15 protein-coding genes are annotated in these 15,385 nt (G+C 34.8%); 14 read left to right on the top strand and 1 reads right to left on the bottom strand.

From position 1 onward, the window contains the following. The first annotated feature begins 267 nt into the window (after positions 1-267). From AC3Y25_RS22835 to AC3Y25_RS22820, 4 genes are all read left to right on the top strand, one after another. Complete coding sequence (locus AC3Y25_RS22835) at positions 268-1,779, top strand: glycoside hydrolase family protein (protein WP_489904344.1); 1,512 nt, start codon at positions 268-270, stop codon at positions 1,777-1,779. Positions 1,780-1,785: 6 nt separating this feature from the next. Continuing rightward, entirely contained in the window at positions 1,786-2,307 is a 522-nt protein-coding gene (locus AC3Y25_RS22830; RefSeq protein ID WP_489904343.1) for a PPC domain-containing DNA-binding protein, read from the top strand. A 153-nt stretch (positions 2,308-2,460) separates the two neighbouring features. Beyond that, positions 2,461-3,051, top strand: coding sequence for a Crp/Fnr family transcriptional regulator (locus AC3Y25_RS22825; protein ID WP_428238395.1), 591 nt, complete (start codon positions 2,461-2,463; stop codon positions 3,049-3,051). Positions 3,052-3,127: 76 nt separating this feature from the next. Continuing rightward, positions 3,128-3,817, top strand: a complete 690-nt coding sequence (locus tag AC3Y25_RS22820; protein ID WP_489904342.1) for a CPBP family intramembrane glutamic endopeptidase — start codon at positions 3,128-3,130, stop codon at positions 3,815-3,817. 348 nt (positions 3,818-4,165) lie between these two features. Here AC3Y25_RS22820 and AC3Y25_RS22815 read toward each other — a convergent pair whose 3' ends face one another. Then, entirely contained in the window at positions 4,166-4,522 is a 357-nt protein-coding gene (locus AC3Y25_RS22815; protein ID WP_489904341.1) for a hypothetical protein, read from the bottom strand. A 172-nt stretch (positions 4,523-4,694) separates the two neighbouring features. Between AC3Y25_RS22815 and AC3Y25_RS22810 the strand changes: the two genes are divergently transcribed. From AC3Y25_RS22810 to AC3Y25_RS22765, 10 genes are all read left to right on the top strand, one after another. Next, positions 4,695-5,822, top strand: coding sequence for an NAD(P)/FAD-dependent oxidoreductase (locus AC3Y25_RS22810; RefSeq protein ID WP_489904340.1), 1,128 nt, complete (start codon positions 4,695-4,697; stop codon positions 5,820-5,822). After that, positions 5,823-6,536 (top strand): methyltransferase domain-containing protein, encoded by a 714-nt coding sequence (locus tag AC3Y25_RS22805; protein WP_489904339.1) that lies wholly within the window; start codon positions 5,823-5,825, stop codon positions 6,534-6,536. After that, the gene (locus AC3Y25_RS22800) at positions 6,533-7,585 is read left to right on the top strand and encodes a type III polyketide synthase (RefSeq protein WP_095930080.1); all 1,053 of its coding nucleotides are present in this window, start codon (positions 6,533-6,535) and stop codon (positions 7,583-7,585) included. The genes AC3Y25_RS22805 and AC3Y25_RS22800 overlap by 4 nt, the downstream gene beginning before the upstream one ends. 11 nt (positions 7,586-7,596) lie before the next feature. Continuing rightward, the gene (locus AC3Y25_RS22795) at positions 7,597-8,034 is read left to right on the top strand and encodes a 3-hydroxyacyl-ACP dehydratase FabZ family protein (RefSeq protein WP_489904338.1); all 438 of its coding nucleotides are present in this window, start codon (positions 7,597-7,599) and stop codon (positions 8,032-8,034) included. Next, positions 8,031-9,299: a beta-ketoacyl-[acyl-carrier-protein] synthase family protein gene (locus AC3Y25_RS22790; RefSeq protein ID WP_489904337.1), complete on the top strand. Its 1,269-nt coding sequence runs from the start codon at positions 8,031-8,033 to the stop codon at positions 9,297-9,299. Before AC3Y25_RS22795 ends, AC3Y25_RS22790 begins: the two co-directional genes overlap by 4 nt. A 1-nt stretch (position 9,300) precedes the next feature. Continuing rightward, the gene (locus AC3Y25_RS22785; RefSeq protein WP_489904336.1) at positions 9,301-9,555 is read left to right on the top strand and encodes an acyl carrier protein; all 255 of its coding nucleotides are present in this window, start codon (positions 9,301-9,303) and stop codon (positions 9,553-9,555) included. After that, positions 9,552-10,049 (top strand): 4'-phosphopantetheinyl transferase family protein, encoded by a 498-nt coding sequence (locus AC3Y25_RS22780; RefSeq protein ID WP_489904335.1) that lies wholly within the window; start codon positions 9,552-9,554, stop codon positions 10,047-10,049. Before AC3Y25_RS22785 ends, AC3Y25_RS22780 begins: the two co-directional genes overlap by 4 nt. 115 nt (positions 10,050-10,164) lie before the next feature. Further along, the gene (locus AC3Y25_RS22775) at positions 10,165-10,950 is read left to right on the top strand and encodes a polysaccharide deacetylase family protein (RefSeq protein ID WP_427873944.1); all 786 of its coding nucleotides are present in this window, start codon (positions 10,165-10,167) and stop codon (positions 10,948-10,950) included. Positions 10,951-10,974: 24 nt separating this feature from the next. Next, a complete protein-coding gene (locus AC3Y25_RS22770; protein ID WP_489904334.1) occupies positions 10,975-12,102 on the top strand; it encodes a hypothetical protein in 1,128 nt (375 codons plus the stop codon). A gap of 282 nt (positions 12,103-12,384) precedes the next feature. Continuing rightward, on the top strand, positions 12,385-14,997 hold the full coding sequence (locus AC3Y25_RS22765) for a beta-glucosidase (RefSeq protein WP_489904333.1): 2,613 nt from the start codon (positions 12,385-12,387) through the stop codon (positions 14,995-14,997). Positions 14,998-15,385 lie beyond the last annotated feature (388 nt).

Below are 15,385 nucleotides of genomic sequence, written 5' to 3'. Positions count from 1 at the left end.
CAGGGAATTGATGGAAAAAAGCCAATTGAAATGATAAATCCGTTACCGAAATAAGTAACTTTTACAGAAATGACAAAGATTGTGGTTACTTTGTGTAATACTAAAGTTCCTTACACTCTTGCTTTCAAAACTTTATCAAAGTTTAACGGTTAAAAGATCTATGTTTATTTCAACTAAATAAAATGCCTTTCTAGACAAAGTAAAGCTATGATTCTATGTGTTTAAAAATTAAAAAAAATATACTAACAGTTTAAAATAAATAATAAAATGTATTCAGGTTCAGGATTTAGCAACTGGGAAATTGGAGATGTTGATGTATTTATAGATGAAAAAGGAATCCATCATTTATTTCATTTAATCATTCCCAATCACGATTATATCGCTCATGCCATTTCAAAAGATGGTCTTTCGTGGAAACGAGTAAAAAATGCCTTATTTGTTGGCGATCCCGGAGAATGGGACGACGATATGTTATGGACGATGCACATCAGCAAAAAATCGGACGGCGAAGGTTATGAAATGTATTATACAGGTCTTAAACGCCAAGATAAAGGAATCGAACAAAAAGTAGGAAGAGCAATTTCTACCGATTTGCTTAATTGGAAAAAAGAAAATCTATACGGACTTCCTTTTAAAAGTGAAGCGCCACATTATGAGGGCAAGAATAATAATCCGCGTCAATGGATAAGCTTTCGCGACCCATTTAAATACCAATACAAAGGCGAAGATTATTTGCTAATCTGCGCCCGAAGCGCCTCTGGACCAACATACCGCAGGGGCTGTATTGGTGTAGCTAAAAGAGAAAAAGAAGGTTATGTGCTGCAAAAACCCCTACACATTCCGTACGTGTATGATGATGTAGAATGCCCGTGTGTGTTTGAAATTAAAGGAACGCATTATCTTTTGGGATCCATCAGAGAAGATATTAAAATCCGTTATTGGTCTTCGCCAGAATTTAGAGCAGAATATTCTGCATTTCACAATAATGTGCTGATGCCACAAGGAAACTATGCTGCAAGAGTGGTTAAAGATGGAAAACATTTCTTGGTTTACAATTTCTATTTCGCAGACGGAAATGTCAATACACATCGTGTGATTCCGCCACCCAAAGAATTGGATGTCGATAAAAGCGGAAGACTTCTTTTGAAAAGCTATTATTATTGGCAAAAACTGTATCAGAAAACCATACTTCAAAAAGATCTGCCTCTTCCCTTACCTATTTTAGGAAATCCAACAGCAGAATTTGTTTTGGAAAATGAAAACAAATGGCGATTTGGATGCCGAAGCGGTTATGAAATTTATGGTTTCGAAAAGCCATCAAATGATTTTGTTTGGGAAGGCACATTGTCTGTTGAAGGAATTGGAAAAACGGGCTTTGTAATTGAATGTGATAAAGAAGGAACGGGATATTATATTTCGATTGATTTTATGAATGGTTTCGTGCAGTTTAGAGCTTGGGGATTCAATGAAAAGGATGTGAAGAATAATTTTATCTTTGAAAACATCCAAACCAATCAGTTTGAAATTAGTGACGAAAAACAGATTTCCTTTAAAATTATCCGCTACGGAAATTATTATGAACTTTCGATAAATGACATTGTAAAACTAACTTTATTGGATTTTAAATACAATGAAGGAAAGGTCGGAATCTATGTCTGTTCGGCTGTAATTTCGATAAGCGATTCTAAAATTCACGTTATTCCAGAACCTGAAAACGAATATGCAGCTTCTGATCCTGAAAAATATGATAATGAATTACAACCCAATTCTTTAATCTAAATACTTATGAAAATTCAACCCCTTAAAATTGGTATGGCATTGATACTTTTAATGTCTCTTAATTTTGCTAATGCTCAACAAAAAGATGCAAAAAAATGCCGTTATACCAAAACGGCTCAAGGTTATCTGATGGTTCTTCGCGAAGGCGATAATGTTTTAGAACTAATTGAAAAATTAGCCAAAGAGCAAAATATTCCATCAGCAAATTTTACGGGAATTGGTTTTGCGCAAGATGCCACTTTTGGATTTTATGATTTCAACCAAAAGAAATTTCATCCCAAAACTTTCAATAAAGTAGAAATGGGGAGCCTTACGGGATCTATTGCCTGGAGCGGCGACAAACCTTCGATACACATGCACGGCGTTGCAACCGATGATAAATTTGATGCTTACGGCGGTCATATTCTTGGACTGAAAGTTGGAACGGGTTCTATGGAAATTTATATCACAGTGAATCCTGAAAAACTAGAAAGAAAAATAGAACAGCCATTGAATGCAAATGTGTTACAATTGCCTTGTTTAAAGTAGATTTTTGCCGTCTTGAACTTTGTCAAAGTTTAGAACTTTGACAAAGTTGTCTTACCTGTCTTCTCAAAAAATATAAGTAAACAGGATAATAAAGCTGTTTTTATTTTGAAAGATAAAACCTATATTGGCATTCCAAACTGATAATTCTAAAAAATGCCACATAGTCCTTCTCCCGAAGATGTAAAGAGAATTTTCGAAAATTATTTTACTGCCGATATGAATATTTGGACGGGATTTTCGGAAAAAATTAGAGTCCGTGAATTTGACAAATCTGAAATTATAAAAGATTATCACGGTGTCGAAAAATATCTTAACATCATCATTAAAGGATCGGCTGGACTATTTGTTTGGGATGGCAAAAGAGATATTTGCATTAATCTTCTGTACGAAAATAGTTTTATTAGCGATTATATGTCTTTCTTAAATCAGCAACCGTCTGTTATTAAAACCGAAGCTTTAGAAGATGTAACGCTCTGGTCTATTTCTCATCAAGATTTAAATGAATTGTACCAAAGATCTGAAACGGGTTTGCGAATCGGAAAAGCTATTTCTGAAATGCTTTACGTGCGTAAACAGCAAGAACAAATTAACCTGTTGACACTTTCACCACAAGAACGTTATTTAAAACTTATAGAAGGACGTCCAGAAATTTTTCAAAGAACGCCACTTAAAATCATTGCTTCCTATTTGGGATTAACGGCCGAAAGTTTAAGCCGAATTCGAAAAAGAGTTATGGAAAAATGATTTCTTACCCAAAGTCAATTTTATTCTCATTTTCACGCCCTAAGTTTGCTTCACTAAACCAAACAAATTTAAAACGATGAAAAATAAAATCAACTTTGGCGCTATTATAGTTTATTATGTAATTGCTGTAATCTGCAGATATGCAGCGGTTAAAACCAATTTATTATCTGGAATAGAAAATCCGTATTTAGTCATTTTGCTGCGCGGTGTTGGTCCTGCTTTAGGAGCTTGGGCCGCAATAAAAATATTCTCGCTTCATAATCCGATGTCATTAAAAGGAATTTATAAAAATGCTCTAATTCCGTTTGCCGTTTATTGGATTCTTCCAGCGGTTTTAATTGCAAGTGTTTATTACTTTACAATCGGTAAATTTCCAATTTTATTAATGTTTACGGTTTTGGCTTACGGACTTTTAGAAGAAATCGGTTGGCGCGGATTTTTACAAGAACAATTAAAATCGCTTCCTAAATTTACTTCGATATTGATTATTGCTGTACTTTGGTTTGCATGGCATTTAAACTTCGAAATAACGCCAAGCAATATGATTTTCTTCGGAATCATTTTCTTCGGAAGTTGGGGAATCGGAAAAGTATATACTTCTACAGGATCGTTATTGGCAGTTGCAGGAGTACATTCGCTAAACAATTTCTTCCGTAATGGCTTGCATGAAACAGAACTTACTTTAATCGCAGTTTTATTAGTAATATGGGTTTGTTTTATTATTCTTTATAACAGAAAATATAAAACTGTAGTAAATCCAGCATAGACTTTAATCCCTAAACTTTGACTTCAATGAACCTTTATCTTCAATATAATAACCCCAATCATTGTCATTTCGACCGAAGGGAGAAATCTCCGTCAGTAGCTCGACAAAGATTGGGTTTTCGCTGCGGAGCTACTTGTGGAGATTTCTCCCTTCGGTCGAAATGACAAAAATGCGAAAACCAACTTTACAATTTACCTTTCCTTGAAGTTCTTTATACCTTGTGGTTTAAAACTTTGACAAAGTTAATTTCTACCTTACTATGTGTTAGAAACTAGTTTCTTCTAATATTCTCTATTTTAGAAACTAAATTCTATGTTTCTATGTGTTTAAAAAAAAACAAAACAGATTCTAATTTAACCGTTCTGTCATTTCCATTCTCAAACAATGCTCACTTCCTAAATACAAAGGATCTCCGTGTTTCTCAGACCAAAATCCGTCTAAAACATCTTTTGTAATGCATCTATAAACCGCAACTCCTTTATAGGTTTTATGGTCATCTCCTTTATAACTGAAATTAATTACCAGAATATTATCTTTAAAGAAACCCGTTCCTTTTTGTTTGTGCGAGTTGATAATCCAATCTGCCTTTATGCGATTGTTTTGATCTAACGTCAGTGTCAAAACACCTTTGTATGTTATCTCATTACTTTCGTCCTGATTGCTTCCAGAAATGGAATAAGTGCCTACTAAATCTTGTATTGTCATTTATTTGATGCGCTATTTTTGGCAAAAGTAGAAATTATCTTTTAAATCAATTCTCTCCCATTTTTTTTCTAGTAATAACTCCTTCTAAGCTTTTAAAATAAAAGTTGAAATTTTGTTAATTTCTTATGGAATTAAGTAAGATCATTTAAGTTTTTATGATTAAATTGGTTGTATGAGAACAAATCCTGACGTACTTATTATTGGAGGCGGTCTTGCTGGTCTGGCAAGTGCTTTACACTTATCCAAAAAAGGATTGAAGGTGATTCTTATCGAAAAAAACACCTATCCAAAACATAAAGTCTGTGGAGAATATATCTCAAATGAAATCCTGCCATATTTATTTTGGCTGGATTTAGACGTTAGGGAACTTCACCCAACCAGTATTTCAAATTTTGAATTTACAGCCCAAAACGGAACAACGGCAAAAACTAAACTTCCACTGGGCGGTTTCGGAATCAGCCGTTATGCATTGGATAATTTCTTGTTTGAAAAAGCAACCGAAAATGGCTGTACCATTATAACCGATCACGTCTCTCATATTTCTTTTGAAAATGACATTTTTACTGTAACTACTTCCGAAGAAATTCTTTCATCAAAAATAGTTTTAGGCGCTTACGGCAAAAGATCGAATATTGATCAGGTTTTGTCAAGAGATTTTATTGCTAAAAAATCACCTTGGCTAGCCGTAAAAGGACATTACAAAGGAAATTTTGACGAAAGTCTTGTGGCTTTGTACAATTTTCAAGGCGGTTATTGCGGCGTTTCAAAGGTCGAAAACGACGTTATAAATATTTGCTATTTAGCGGATTTTGATACTTTTAAAAAATACAAAAACATCGAAGAGTACCAAAAAGCGGTGCTTTATAAAAATAAAAAATTGAAAGGGATTTTTGAAAACAGCACTTCCCTATTCGAAAAGCCTTTAACGATCAGTCAGATTTCATTTGATAAAAAAGAACCTGTAGAAAATCACATTTTAATGATTGGAGATACTGCTGGATTAATTCATCCCATGTGTGGCAACGGAATGGCAATGGCAATTCATAGCGCTAAAATAGCTTCTGAGCTTGTGCTTGATTTTTACTATGGAAAAATAGAATCGAGAAGCGAATTTGAAAAAGAATACATTAAAGAATGGAAAAAGCATTTTAGCAAAAGATTATTCTTTGGTAGAGTTTTAGCCAAAGCGCTGACACATAAAAATCTGACTCATATCATGACAACCGTAGCAGCATCAATTCCTGCTTTACTTTCGTTCATTATAAAACAAACGCACGGCCGACCAATAACAATTGAATAAATGGGTGTAAACACTAAATATAGAACAGAAGAAATTGAAATAATGGATGATTTTTCGCTTCAAAGCGAAGAGCTTATTGGCGCATTAGATCAAATTGCTTCTATTAATCAATTGCTTGGCGGAAATAAACTGACGCTTCACGGCATAAAAGAACTTTTAAAAAAAACAGATACTTCTCGAACCATTACCATTGCCGATATTGGATGCGGAAATGGAGATATGCTGAGAATGCTTGCCAAATATGGGAAAAAGCGAAATCTCAAGTTTCAATTAATTGGAATCGATGCCAATGCTTTTACCATTGATTATGCCACGAAACTTTCAAAAGATTTCCCGAACATAGCATATAGCTGTATGGATATTTTTAGCGAAGAATTCAATCAACTAAAATACGATATTGTTTTGTGCACGTTGACATTGCATCATTTTACAACCAGTCAAATTACAGAACTAATCCATATTTTAAACCAAAATGCTTCAATTGGAATTGTGGTAAACGATCTTCATAGAAGTAAAATTGCGTATCGATTGTTTGAGCTCATAAGCGTTGTTTTCAATCTCAATACAATGTCGCGTAACGATGGTTTGATTTCTATTTTAAAAGGATTCAAAAAAAACGAATTGGAGCATTTCTCCAAAAAACTAAATCTAAAAAACTATTCCATAAACTGGAAATGGGCCTTTCGCTACCAGTGGATAATTACTAAAATATGAGTGTAAAGATAATCACAGCTGTTAAACAGCTTCCGCAATATTCTCGAACGACCGAAGAAATACTTCCTCTTGTAGACGTATGGCTTGAAGGTCAGGAAGAGCGTTTTATCAAAAAAGTAAAAAAGATATTCGAAGGCGCTTCTGTAGACAAGCGCTATTCTATCATGGAACCTTCTGAAGTTTTTAACGCTACTTCATTTGAAGAAAAAAATGATATTTATAGCCGCGAAATGATTGTTCTCGGACATCAAGTTCTCGAAAAAGCATTAGAAAAAACAGGCTGGGATCCGCAGAGTTTAGACTATATTATTACGGTAAGCTGTACCGGAATTATGATTCCTTCGCTTGACGCTTATCTCATTAATAAAATGAAATTAAGACAAGATATTGTTCGTCTTCCTGTAACCGAAATGGGCTGTGCAGCAGGAATTTCTGGAATTATTTACGCTAAGAATTTTCTAAAATCGAATCCTGGAAAACGTGCTGCGGTAATAGCAGTAGAATCGCCAACTGCCACTTTTCAGCTCGATGATTTCTCCATGCCAAATATTGTAAGCGCTGCTATTTTTGGAGATGGCGCGGCTTGCTGCTTATTGTCTTCAAAAGAAGAAGATGCTGGTCCTGAAATTCTCGACGAACAGATGTATCATTTTTATGATGCCGAACATATGATGGGCTTTAAATTAACCAACGGCGGACTGCAAATGGTTCTCGATATTGAAGTTCCAGATACCATTGCTTCTCATTTTGGAGACATTATTCATCCTTTTCTAAAACAGAATAATCTTGAAATTAAAGATATTGACCACATGATTTTTCATCCTGGCGGAAAAAAAATCGTAACAACGGTTGAATCACTTTTTGCCGGATTGGAAAAAAATATTGATGACACTAAAGAGATTCTAAAACAATACGGCAATATGTCGAGCGCTACGGTTTTGTATGTTTTAGAGAACATTATGAATCGAAATCCGAAAAAAGGAGAAAAAGGTTTAATGCTGAGTTTTGGCCCAGGATTTTCGGCACAAAGAGTTTTATTGCAATGGTAATTTAAAAGCTTATGGAATTAAATGATATTATAAAACAGCTACCGTACAGCAAACCTTTTTTGTTTGTAGATGAATTGCTTCACGCAGATGAAAATGGCGTAACAGGAACGTATACGTTTAAAGAAAATCTTGATTTTTACAAAGGCCATTTCAAAGATAATCCTGTTACTCCTGGCGTTATTTTAACCGAAACAATGGCACAGATTGGAATGGTTTGCTTGGGAATATTTTTGTTGGGAAATGAATTGGGAGAAAATACCGTGATTGCCTTCACATCTGCCGATATGGAGTTTTTGAAACCCGTTTATCCAAATGAAAAAGTAACGGTAACTTCGGAGAAATTGTTCTTTCGTTTTGGAAAATTAAAATGCAATGCGGTCATGAAAAACGAAGCTGGACAAGAAGTTTGCAGAGGTGTTCTGGCAGGAATGATAACAAAGAGATTATGAAAAAACGAGTCGTTATAACAGGTCTTGGAATTGCAGCGCCAAATGGTGTTGGAATTCCTGCGTTTACGCATGCGCTACAAAATGGCATTTCGGGCATTCGTCATGATTCTCAGCTAGAAGAATTGCAATTTTCTTGTCAAATTGTAGGTCAGCCGCAAATATCTGACGAGTTAAAAGCACAGTATTTTACAGAACTCGAACTTCGCGGATTTAACAGCACGGGAATTTTATACGGTGTTATTGCGGGTATGGAAGCTTGGAACAACGCAGGATTACCTATTAACGAAAATCCAGATTGGGATAGCGGTGCCATCTTTGGAGCTGGAACTTCTGGAATTGATAAATTTCGCGAAAGCATTTATAAAATTGACGAACTGCAAGTCCGAAGATTAGGAAGTACAGTTGTTGCACAAACGATGAACAGCGGTATTAGCGCTTATCTTGGAGGTAAAATCGGATTGGGAAATCAGGTAACGACCAATTCATCGGCTTGCACAACAGGAACGGAATCCATATTAATGGCTTACGACCGCATACAATCTGGACAAGCAAAACGAATATTAGCGGGAAGCACTTCTGACAGCGGTCCGTATATTTGGGGAGGATTTGACGCGCTTCGTGTCTGTTCTTCTAAGTATAATGACAATCCCGAAGAAGGTTCAAGACCAATGAGCGCTTCGGCTGCCGGATTTGTTCCAGGAAGCGGTGCAGGTGCTTTTGTTGTTGAAGATTTGGAAAGCGCTTTAGAACGCAACGCCATTATTTATGCCGAAATTTTGGGCGGAAATGTTAATTCGGGCGGACAGCTCGATGGCGGAAGCATGACTGCTCCAAACAGTATAGCCGTGCAAAGATGTATTAAAACTGCTATTGCAAATGCCGGAATCCATCCCAATGAAATTGACGCCATAAACGGACATTTAACAGCAACAACAAAAGACAGTCTGGAGATTGAAAACTGGACAAAAGCCTTGGAACGAAACGGTTTTGATTTTCCGTATATTAATTCGCTGAAAAGCTTAACCGGACATTGTTTAAGTGCTTCTGGAAGTATTGAAAGTGTTGCCGCGGTATTACAACTTCATGAAGGTTTTTTATTTGGAAATAAAAACTGCTCTGATCTTCATCCCGAAATCGCTGCATTGATTGATCCTTCAAAAGCACTTTTAGAAACTATTAAAAATAACCCAAAAATAATTGCAAAAGCCAGTTTTGGTTTTGGCGATGTAAATGCATGCGTAATATTTAAAAAATTCGAAAATTAAAATGGACAGACAAGAACTTACCGAAAGATTAAAAGTAATTATAAAGCCTTTTTCAACCAACACAGAAGCTTATGACAATTTAACTGAAGAAACAGACTTCATTAAAGATCTCAATATAAACTCGGCTAATTTGGTGGATATCGTGCTTGATATTGAAGAAGAATTCGACATCGTAATTGACAATGCCGATATGGAGCGAATGCTGGATGTTAAAACTTCTTTGGAAATCATCGAAACCAAACTTGCTGCAAAATGATTGGCAATGACATTATAGATCTCGCGCTGTCCCGTAAAGAAAGCAATTGGCAACGGAAAGGCTTTGTAGAAAAGCTTTTCACGGCCGATGAGCAACAGCTTATAAAAAAATATGATGAACCAGAAATCATGGTTTGGCTTTTATGGAGCATGAAAGAAGCTGCGTATAAAATCTATAATCGTCAGACCAAAATTCGCGAGTTTAGCCCACAGAAGCTTGTTTGTTTTATAGAATCATTAGATATAAATAATTCATTCGGGAAAGTAGTTTGCGATAAAAATATTTATCACACCAAAACTATTTTGTCTCTAGAAAGCATTCATACAGTTGCAGTTAGCAATTTTGAAAGCATAAACAATATTACTGAAGTTGAAAACAAAGAAATCGTAAAAGATGAAAATGGTATTCCGTATTTGATAACTGACAATGCGCTTCAAGATATTTCAATTAGTCATCATGGGCGTTTTGAAAAAAGGATTATGATACAAAATTAATTTATCAAACACCTAGTGGTTTCATTCCAAACAAATCAGGTTTTAGTTGCTCAGAATATTCTTTATATTTGATTCTTTATATGTTCAATTCATATTCACCAGAAAGCAAAAATCTATGAAAATACTTTTTACAAAAACGGTATTGCTTTTACTTTTCTTAACCTTATTTTCTTGTGAAAATAAAAAACCTAAACCAGTCGCAAAACCAGCCTATAAAGCGGGTGTAATTTTATCTTTTGATGATGCTTATGTCGACGAATGGTCAGAAGCCGATCAAGTTTTGCGAAAATATTCTTGGAAAGCAACTTTTAACGTTTGCAGAATTGATTCGATTGGAGCTCCTGAAATTAAAAAACTGCTCGAAATGCAAAAATACGGTCATGAGATTGCCGGACATGGTTATCATCATTACAATGCTGTTAAGTTCACTCAAAAATATAGCGTCAAAGAATATCTAAAACAGGAAATCGATCCGATGATTATTTCTATGAAAAAAAAGTCCTTCAACGTTACTTCATTTGCTTATCCTTATGGCGAAAGATCAGATTCGCTGGACAAAGCACTATCTCCTCTTTTTAAAATTATTAGAGGAAGAGCATTTGGAGGCGAAATTCCAGAAAAGCAAGATAGCTATTTTAATAATTCTAAAATTGTATTTGCCTTTGATATAGATAATAGCCATATCCATTTTAGCATTCCGTATGTATTAGAATTATTAGATTATGCCAAAAAGAATAATAAAATTCTTCTTTTATGCGGTCATAAACCAGTAAAAGAGGTCACAGAAAATTATCAGGTAAAAATAGAAACTTTAGAATTTATCTGTAAATACATGAAACTGAATGATCTTAAATTCTATAAACTTTCAGATTTAGACAATTTGGTTCCGCCAAAACTTTAGTTCAAAAAATAGAAATTATAACCAATGAAGATTTATCTTATTTCAATGATGGCTGCCGTAACGGTTTGTCAAGCCCAAGTAAAAAATCCTGTAATTAAAGCTTCTTCTAAAATCTGTTATATAAAAGAAGATAATGAAGAAAAAACGAAATGGTATTTAGATTCAAAAGCAAACCCAGATTTATACGTAACCAATAAAACTCCCAAAGAGAAAACGGTAACTTTTTACAGTAATGAAGATTCCATCATCATAAAACTAAAACCTGGAAAAAAGTTTGATTTTACAGTCCTTTTAAATAATACCGACAGCTGTTATACGCGCGTTGAATGTCCGCCTTTACAAAACTTTTCAAAACTCAAACCTGAAATACACGATACAATTCCTTTTGTGCTTTCAGAGTTTAACAACATCATTTTCAAGGTTAAATTAAACGACAAAGAAACACTCGATTTAAAATTTGATTCGGGAACTAGTGATTTTCTTTTAACCAATGATATGATCAGTCAGCTAAAATTAAGCAGTTTAAAAGGGCATCGTTTCCAACTTGGAAATCAAATCTGGAAAGATCAGCAGATTTATCCTGTAGAGCTTTCTGGACAAGGAACTGTGGGGCGCTTTGGCTGGAATCTATTTGATGGCAAAATTGTAGAAATCGATTATGATAAAAAGCTTTTTATAATTCATTCTAAGCTATCCAAACGAAACAAAGAGTACACAAAATTGGATATGGAATTTACACATACTTTGTTTTGCGTTCAAGGACAACTTCAAATAAAAAATACAGCTTATAAAGGTCATTTTCTTTTTGATAATGGCTATCAGCGTACCGTAATGCTCGATCAGGAAATGGTAAAAGAACAGCAATATCCAACAGAAAGTTTACCAGTTCTTAAAAAAGTAATTTTAAAAAATGGTCAAGGCGAAGAAGTTCCAGTTCTGACCGTGAAAAACGAAAAACTTTATTTAGGCAATTTATGTCTAAATGATGTTCCCGTACAATTACTAACAGCAAACAATCCGGCACGATTTAAAACCCATATTCTTGGTAGCGAAGTTTTAAAAAGATTTAATACCATTTTGGATTTTCAGGAAAACAAAGTTTACTTGAAACCAAATTCGCTATGGAACGAATCTTATACGGAAGGTTCATAAAAAGAATACTAATTATTTTAAAACTAAAAGAATCTAATTTAAACAAATCCATTAAATTAGATTCTTTTTTTCACTTATAATTAAACACTTATCGATTATAAATAATTAAAAACTATACTTCCAAAACATTTTAAAAAAAGAATTTGAAACTTATTTTATTTTTCTTCTTTCTTCTAGAATAGAATTAAGTATATTTATTTAAGACTATCTAAACCAAACTGTTATTACTATTTTTAATTCAACAGTAAATAAAAGATTACTAAATCTAACCAACCAAAACCTATGAAAAGAAAATCCATAGTTATTGCGTTAAATTTTTTTGCTTTAACCACCTTTGCGCAAGAAAATTTCCCGTACAAAAACCCCAATTTACCAACTGAACAACGTGTTAATGATTTGGTATCGAGAATGTCATTGGAAGAGAAAATCAATCAATTAATGGATTCTGCTCCCGCAATTGATCGCTTGGGAGTTCCTGAATACAATTGGTGGAACGAATCGCTACACGGAGTTGCTCGTGCAGGATATGCTACTGTTTTTCCGCAATCCATTTCAATTGCTTCTTCTTGGGATCGCCAGCTGGTATTGGATGTTGCCAATGTAATCTCTGATGAAGCTCGTGCCAAACATCATGAATATTTAAGAAGAGGACAGCATGGCATCTATCAAGGATTGACATTTTGGTCACCCAATATCAATATTTTTCGTGATCCTCGCTGGGGTCGCGGACATGAAACGTATGGCGAAGATCCGTTTCTTACGGGTCAATTAGGACTCAACTATGTAAAAGGACTTCAAGGCACCAATGACAAATACTTAAAAGTTGTTGCAACTGCCAAACATTATGCAGTTCATTCTGGTCCAGAACCGTCCCGTCACTATTTTGATGCTAATACAAGCGATGTTGATTTATACGAAACCTATCTTCCTGCATTTAGAACTTTAGTCAAAGAAGGCCACGTTTACTCGGTTATGGGTGCTTACAATCGTTTTAGAGGGGAATCGGCAAGTGCGAGTCCGTTTCTTTTTAATATTCTTCGAAATGTATGGGGATTTAATGGCTATATTGTATCTGATTGTGGCGCAGTGACTGATATCTGGCAATATCATAAAATAACCAAAGATGCTGCAAGTGCTTCTGCATTAGCGGTCAAAAACGGTTTGGATTTAGAATGCGGAAGCAGTTTTCAATCCCTAAAAGAAGCTGTAGATCGAAAATTAATTACAGAAGCCGATATTGAAACCGCTGTAAAACGTTTATTTACTGCAAGATTTAAACTAGGAATGTTTGATCCAGACGATATGGTTCCTTATGCGCAAATTCCTTATTCTAATAACAATAATGCAGCACACGATTATCTTGCTCGAACAGCTTCGCAGAAAAGTATTGTTCTTTTGAAAAACCAAAATAATACACTGCCACTTTCTAAGAATATTAAAACCGTTGCTGTAATTGGTCCAAACGCTAATGATGTTCAATCGTTGCTGGGGAATTACAACGGTTTTCCAAGCAATCCTATTACTGTTTTAAAGGGAATTCAAAATAAATTGGAACCCAATGCAAAAGTTTTATATGCAAGAGGAACCGATTTAGCCAAAGGAGTTCCTGCTATGAAAATTATCCCATCCATTTATTTTCAAAATGAAAACGGAACACAAGGCTTAATTGGAGAATATTATGATAATCGTGAATGGAATGGAAAACCTCTTTTTACTCGCATAGATGACAATGTTGATTTTCATTGGGATGTTAATACGCCAGATCCTCGCTTAAAAATGGGAAATTATAGTGTAAAATGGACCGGTTATCTTACAGTATCTAAATCGGGAACTTATAACATTTCGGAATGGTCGAAACCATATATGACGGTTCAAATTGAAGGCGGAGAAACTTCAGGCGGCAAAAATACGCATCATCCACGTTTTCGTCCTCAGAAGATTGATTTAGAAGCAGGAAAGAAATATAAAATAGAAATTAAATACCAAAATTATTATGGTGATGCTATTGCGCAACTATTATGGGCAGAACCGCAAGAAAACTTAGTTCAAGAAGCGGTACAAACTGCCAATCAAGCCGATGCTGTAATTCTAGTTTTGGGGTTAAATGAACGCTTAGAAGGCGAAGAAATGAAAGTAGAAGCTGATGGTTTCAATGGCGGTGATCGAACAAGTCTGAATCTTCCTGCCAATCAAGAAGAACTTATGAAAGCGGTTCAAGCTACAGGAAAACCTGTAATATTGGTTTTAATTAACGGAAGTGCGCTTTCTATTAATTGGGCAAATGATAATCTGCCAGCAATTTTAACAGCAGGATATCCGGGACAGCAAGGTGGAAATGCTGTAGCAGATGTTTTGTTTGGAGATTATAATCCAGCAGGGAGACTTCCTGTTACGTATTATAAATCTGTAGATCAGCTTCCTGCATTTGAGAATTATGACATGGAAGGCAGAACCTACCGATATTTTCATAAAACACCTTTGTATCCTTTCGGATTTGGTTTGAGCTACACCCATTTCAAATATTCTAATCTACAGCTTCCAAAAGATTTAAATTCTGAATCCGATTTTAAAGTTTCTGTTGATATAACCAATACAGGAGATCGTGACGGAGATGAAGTAGCCGAATTGTACATCAAAGATGAAAAAGCTTCTACTCCTCGCCCAATCTTTCAACTAGAAGGTTTTGAGCGGCTTCATATTAAGAAAGGTGAAACAAAGACCGTTACTTTTACTATTACGCCAAGACAGCTTTCTATGATCGACAAGAAAAAACAACTCGTTGTAGAACCAGGCTGGTTTACTATTTTTGTTGGCGGAAAACAGCCTGACGGTTCTACTGACATTCAAACTGGAAGAATCAAATTTACAGGCAAGACTATTGTATTAGAAAAATAATCTTAGTCCAAATGATAGCATACTTCGCAAAAAAAACGAGCTTCAAAGAATTGAAGCTCGTTTTTTTTATCAAAATATAGTTTCGTTTGCATTAGGATCAAAACTTCCTTTATCTGGATATTTAATACTATCCTTTAATTCTTCGACCCGTTTTGGATCAAACTTAGGCAATTGTAGTTCGTTATTTTCTTTCCACTTTTTAACCGTTTCAGAGATTTCATCTGCTTCCCCTCCCTCGCGTAAGAAAATAGAATATTTAGAAAAATTTTTAAAAGGAAAATAATTTACTGAATATGCAAAATGAATAAAGACCTGAATAATCAGGGCTTTTTTTCTGTCTGAAAAATTGTATTTTTGTTAAGTCAGACAAAAAGGTGATTTGGTATTT

Source organism: Flavobacterium sp. LK-23 (genome assembly GCF_058135255.1).
The sequence above is the reverse complement of the archived record's forward strand: the minus strand, read 5'-3'. Positions and strand labels throughout refer to the sequence as shown.

Bases quoted from the DNA above. Each gene is read 5' to 3' on its own strand.
- AC3Y25_RS22835 (WP_489904344.1), top strand. From the start codon at position 268: ATGTATTCAGGTTCAGGATTTAGCAACTGGGAAATTGGAGATGTTGAT.
- AC3Y25_RS22830 (WP_489904343.1), top strand. From the start codon at position 1,786: ATGAAAATTCAACCCCTTAAAATTGGTATGGCATTGATACTTTTAATG.
- AC3Y25_RS22825 (WP_428238395.1), top strand. From the start codon at position 2,461: ATGCCACATAGTCCTTCTCCCGAAGATGTAAAGAGAATTTTCGAAAAT.
- AC3Y25_RS22820 (WP_489904342.1), top strand. From the start codon at position 3,128: ATGAAAAATAAAATCAACTTTGGCGCTATTATAGTTTATTATGTAATT.
- AC3Y25_RS22815 (WP_489904341.1), bottom strand. From the start codon at position 4,522: ATGACAATACAAGATTTAGTAGGCACTTATTCCATTTCTGGAAGCAAT.
- AC3Y25_RS22810 (WP_489904340.1), top strand. From the start codon at position 4,695: ATGAGAACAAATCCTGACGTACTTATTATTGGAGGCGGTCTTGCTGGT.
- AC3Y25_RS22805 (WP_489904339.1), top strand. From the start codon at position 5,823: ATGGGTGTAAACACTAAATATAGAACAGAAGAAATTGAAATAATGGAT.
- AC3Y25_RS22800 (WP_095930080.1), top strand. From the start codon at position 6,533: ATGAGTGTAAAGATAATCACAGCTGTTAAACAGCTTCCGCAATATTCT.
- AC3Y25_RS22795 (WP_489904338.1), top strand. From the start codon at position 7,597: ATGGAATTAAATGATATTATAAAACAGCTACCGTACAGCAAACCTTTT.
- AC3Y25_RS22790 (WP_489904337.1), top strand. From the start codon at position 8,031: ATGAAAAAACGAGTCGTTATAACAGGTCTTGGAATTGCAGCGCCAAAT.
- AC3Y25_RS22785 (WP_489904336.1), top strand. From the start codon at position 9,301: ATGGACAGACAAGAACTTACCGAAAGATTAAAAGTAATTATAAAGCCT.
- AC3Y25_RS22780 (WP_489904335.1), top strand. From the start codon at position 9,552: ATGATTGGCAATGACATTATAGATCTCGCGCTGTCCCGTAAAGAAAGC.
- AC3Y25_RS22775 (WP_427873944.1), top strand. From the start codon at position 10,165: ATGAAAATACTTTTTACAAAAACGGTATTGCTTTTACTTTTCTTAACC.
- AC3Y25_RS22770 (WP_489904334.1), top strand. From the start codon at position 10,975: ATGAAGATTTATCTTATTTCAATGATGGCTGCCGTAACGGTTTGTCAA.
- AC3Y25_RS22765 (WP_489904333.1), top strand. From the start codon at position 12,385: ATGAAAAGAAAATCCATAGTTATTGCGTTAAATTTTTTTGCTTTAACC.